The organism is Haematobacter missouriensis, from assembly GCF_000740775.1.
Taxonomy (GTDB): Bacteria; Pseudomonadota; Alphaproteobacteria; order Rhodobacterales; family Rhodobacteraceae; genus Haematobacter; species Haematobacter missouriensis.
Genome location: NZ_JFGS01000080.1, coordinates 1 through 2,739 on the forward strand (window position 1 = coordinate 1; position 2,739 = coordinate 2,739).

7 protein-coding genes are annotated in these 2,739 nt (G+C 60.3%); 5 read left to right on the plus strand and 2 right to left on the minus strand.

Annotation, left to right across the window (positions count from 1 at the left end; translation table 11 throughout):
- The first annotated feature begins 78 nt into the window (after positions 1-78).
- On the plus strand, positions 79-276 hold the full coding sequence (locus CG51_RS18615; RefSeq protein WP_035747567.1) for a hypothetical protein: 198 nt from the start codon (positions 79-81) through the stop codon (positions 274-276).
- Positions 277-397: 121 nt separating this feature from the next.
- Here CG51_RS18615 and CG51_RS18620 read toward each other — a convergent pair whose 3' ends face one another.
- Complete coding sequence (locus CG51_RS18620) at positions 398-595, minus strand: hypothetical protein (protein ID WP_035747568.1); 198 nt, start codon at positions 593-595, stop codon at positions 398-400.
- Positions 592-909: an Arc family DNA-binding protein gene (locus CG51_RS18625; RefSeq protein WP_035747570.1), complete on the minus strand. Its 318-nt coding sequence runs from the start codon at positions 907-909 to the stop codon at positions 592-594. Before CG51_RS18625 ends, CG51_RS18620 begins: the two co-directional genes overlap by 4 nt.
- 88 nt (positions 910-997) lie before the next feature.
- Between CG51_RS18625 and CG51_RS19810 the strand changes: the two genes are divergently transcribed.
- From CG51_RS19810 to CG51_RS18635, 4 genes are all read left to right on the plus strand, one after another.
- A complete protein-coding gene (locus CG51_RS19810) occupies positions 998-1,162 on the plus strand; it encodes an Arc family DNA-binding protein (RefSeq protein WP_084695290.1) in 165 nt (54 codons plus the stop codon).
- Positions 1,163-1,243: 81 nt separating this feature from the next.
- Positions 1,244-1,984 carry a Rha family transcriptional regulator gene (locus tag CG51_RS18630; RefSeq protein WP_051930882.1) on the plus strand — a complete coding sequence of 247 codons (741 nt, stop codon included), beginning with the start codon at positions 1,244-1,246 and terminating at the stop codon, positions 1,982-1,984.
- Between the two features lie 72 nt (positions 1,985-2,056).
- Positions 2,057-2,230: a hypothetical protein gene (locus CG51_RS20305; RefSeq protein WP_156961369.1), complete on the plus strand. Its 174-nt coding sequence runs from the start codon at positions 2,057-2,059 to the stop codon at positions 2,228-2,230.
- Positions 2,227-2,628, plus strand: a complete 402-nt coding sequence (locus tag CG51_RS18635; RefSeq protein ID WP_035747572.1) for a hypothetical protein — start codon at positions 2,227-2,229, stop codon at positions 2,626-2,628. The genes CG51_RS20305 and CG51_RS18635 overlap by 4 nt, the downstream gene beginning before the upstream one ends.
- Positions 2,629-2,739 lie beyond the last annotated feature (111 nt).

Genomic DNA, 2,739 nt, shown 5'->3' on the forward strand with positions numbered 1-2,739 from the left:
CTTTAAGAAGTTAGGATGTGATGGCTTGACCGACTTGGGCAGCATCCCGATAAAGGACAACCAGCACAGGAGGCAGAAATGGCACTCGACCGCCGCAGGGCCGATCTGGCCCGCATGAAAAAGAAGGCGCTCAAGGTCTATCCGCACGACAAGCGGGCGACGTCAGCCAACAACCTGAAGGTCTGCTCGTGCTGGATGTGTGGAAACCCGCGGCGGTATTCGGGTGAAATGACTATCCAAGAGCGCCGGGCGCACGACGCGCGTATGTGCGAGTAACCGATCACTCTGCCGGGTGATCGTGCTTCTTGTCAGTAAGATGCACGATGAGGACAACCGCGCCACCGATGGCGAGGGCGGCGACTGGGACGATGATGTTGAACAGCGTCATGGTTCGCTCCTACCTCAGATACCCAAGAACATAGTGCGCGAGGGCGTGCAAAGCGAGTCCCGCGAGCGTCCAAGCTGCCAGAGCGAAGTAGTCGACCGCTCCTGTCTCGACCACAGGGCGAAGGACAGCGATGCCGATCAGGCCGATGGCGATGGCGTTCAGGAAGTTGGCGGCGAGCTTCAAGCGCTCATTGCGGATCAGGGTCATGGGTCGTCGGAATTCCAGCCTTCAACGACCTTGCCGGCTTTCTCGATGTCTGCGCCCTCTTGCTCGATGAGAAGGCGCTTTGCGGTTTGCAGCGCAGCTACGATAACTGAAAGGTCGGAAACCTTGCGCTCGTAGTCGGAATATTCCCGGTCCGGGCCGCCAGAAGCGTAAAGGTGCATCTCCAAGGCTGCGACTATCTCGGCATTCATCGACCGATGATTGGTCTCCGCGAGCCGCTTAATGTCATCCCGCATCCCATCGGGGAGGCGGAGCATGTAACGGTCTTTGAACTGATGTTGGTCGCTGTCTGACATGATTGCCCAGTGGGCATGAAATTGTGCTTGACGCAACGGCTACCCAGTGGGCATATATAACGTACCCAGTGGGTATAAGGAGTGATTGATGCACAGGAACGCCGATAAATACATGCTTCGCTTGCCAGACGGGTGGCGCGACCTACTCAAGACAGAGGCGAAGAAGTCGCACCGCTCAATGAATGCCGAGATCATCGCAGCCATCGAAACGGCCATGCGGATCAAGGGGGTGCAGCTTGAGAGCGCATCCTGAAACGAAAGCGGCCGGGCAGCGCGCCAACGCTATCCCGGCCTGTAAGTCCCAACCCATCAAGAAAGGACTGTTCCAGTGAACATGGAGCAAAACACGCCGAAAGGCAACTTCCCCATCGTGGGTCTGGCGGCAGGCCAGCATATCACCATGTCGTCGCGCGAGATCGCGGAGCTTTGCGAGAAGCGACATGACCACGTTTTGCGTGACATCGAGAAGATGCTACAGGATATTGGAGACCCCAAATTTGGGGTGTCCTCTTTCGAGGCGGAATACACCACGCCGCAGAACAAGCGGGCAAAAGAATACCGCCTCCCTAAGGACCTGACTGTCACCCTTATCACCGGATACCGCGCCGACCTGCGCTACAAGGTGGTTAAGCGGCTGGAGGAACTGGAGGGTGTTCGCGGCGCTCGCCCGATGCTCGACTTCTCTGACCCGGCGGTGATGCTCGGAGTTTTCCAGCACCTGCAAGGCCAAGTCGCCGAGAAGGAGGCGATCATCGAGGAACAGGGTGGTCGGCTGAAGAAGCTCGACCGACTGGAGGGCGCGAAGGGGTCGATGTGCATCAGCGATGCGGCGAAGACCCTTGGGGTCGGTCGTGACTACCTGTTCAAGTTCATGTCCGCGCGCCGCTGGATCTTCAAGCGCTCGGGCGGCAAGACGTGGCTCGCTTACGACGACAAGCGGAAGTCCGGCTATCTGGAGCACGACGACTTCATGAAGATCAACGATGTCGGCGAGGAGCGGGTCTACACCCGCGTGCTCGTGACGGCGAAGGGGCTGGTCAAGCTCGCGGAGCTTCTGGAGCAGCCCATCAACTGATCGTAGCGGCCCCCGGAAGCGCTGGCACGCGACCGGAGGCCTGAACCACCACCGATCGCATGGAGATCGATCATGGCCTTGGTCAAACATATCGCCACGCCTGCCGAAATGGTAGGGACGGCATCGTTCAAGCGGACCGCCGGAGAGCGGTTCGCAGCCCTGACGCCGACGGGGATCATCCTCGCAAAATTGGCGGAGCTTGAGGCTGAACAGCGTGCCGCGCGCCGGAAAGGCGGTGCGGCATGACCGCCGCAACGCTCGAAGAACCCACCCGCCGCGCGCTACTGAACATGGCGATAGCGGCCCCTGTCGCGGGGATGATCCACATGGGCCTGAACTCGGGCGGCACGGGGAGCATGTCGGCTGCGGGGTTGGGGCCGGAAGAAACCGAGGTAATGCAGTGGTTTCGTCGCTGGCTGAATGTGACTGCACGGATGCACGCGCTTCCAGCCGGGTCGCCTGCTTTCGACGGGCTTCTCGATGAACAGACCGGCATCGAGGACAGCCTCCTCGCTATCCCGGCGGAGAATGCCCGTGACTTCGTGGCAAAGGTCTACGCCTACACTAATCGCGGCGAGGTCGGGCTGCCCAATCACAACGAGATCGCGGAGCTTTGGGCAGAGGCCCGCGCGCTGATCGGCTGACCTACACCACAATCAGACCAACAGACCGCTCCTTCGGGGGCGGTTTTTCCGTTTCCGGCCCACGAGCCGATCCCGCCCGTTGGGCGGACCATTCCAGCACGGAGAACTCCC

What these genes read in the sequence shown, in the direction of transcription:
- CG51_RS18615 (WP_035747567.1), top strand. Translation starts at nt 79, where the DNA reads ATGGCACTCGACCGCCGCAGGGCCGATCTGGCCCGCATGAAAAAGAAG.
- CG51_RS18620 (WP_035747568.1), bottom strand. Translation starts at nt 595, where the DNA reads ATGACCCTGATCCGCAATGAGCGCTTGAAGCTCGCCGCCAACTTCCTG.
- CG51_RS18625 (WP_035747570.1), bottom strand. Translation starts at nt 909, where the DNA reads ATGTCAGACAGCGACCAACATCAGTTCAAAGACCGTTACATGCTCCGC.
- CG51_RS19810 (WP_084695290.1), top strand. Translation starts at nt 998, where the DNA reads ATGCACAGGAACGCCGATAAATACATGCTTCGCTTGCCAGACGGGTGG.
- CG51_RS18630 (WP_051930882.1), top strand. Translation starts at nt 1,244, where the DNA reads ATGGAGCAAAACACGCCGAAAGGCAACTTCCCCATCGTGGGTCTGGCG.
- CG51_RS20305 (WP_156961369.1), top strand. Translation starts at nt 2,057, where the DNA reads ATGGCCTTGGTCAAACATATCGCCACGCCTGCCGAAATGGTAGGGACG.
- CG51_RS18635 (WP_035747572.1), top strand. Translation starts at nt 2,227, where the DNA reads ATGACCGCCGCAACGCTCGAAGAACCCACCCGCCGCGCGCTACTGAAC.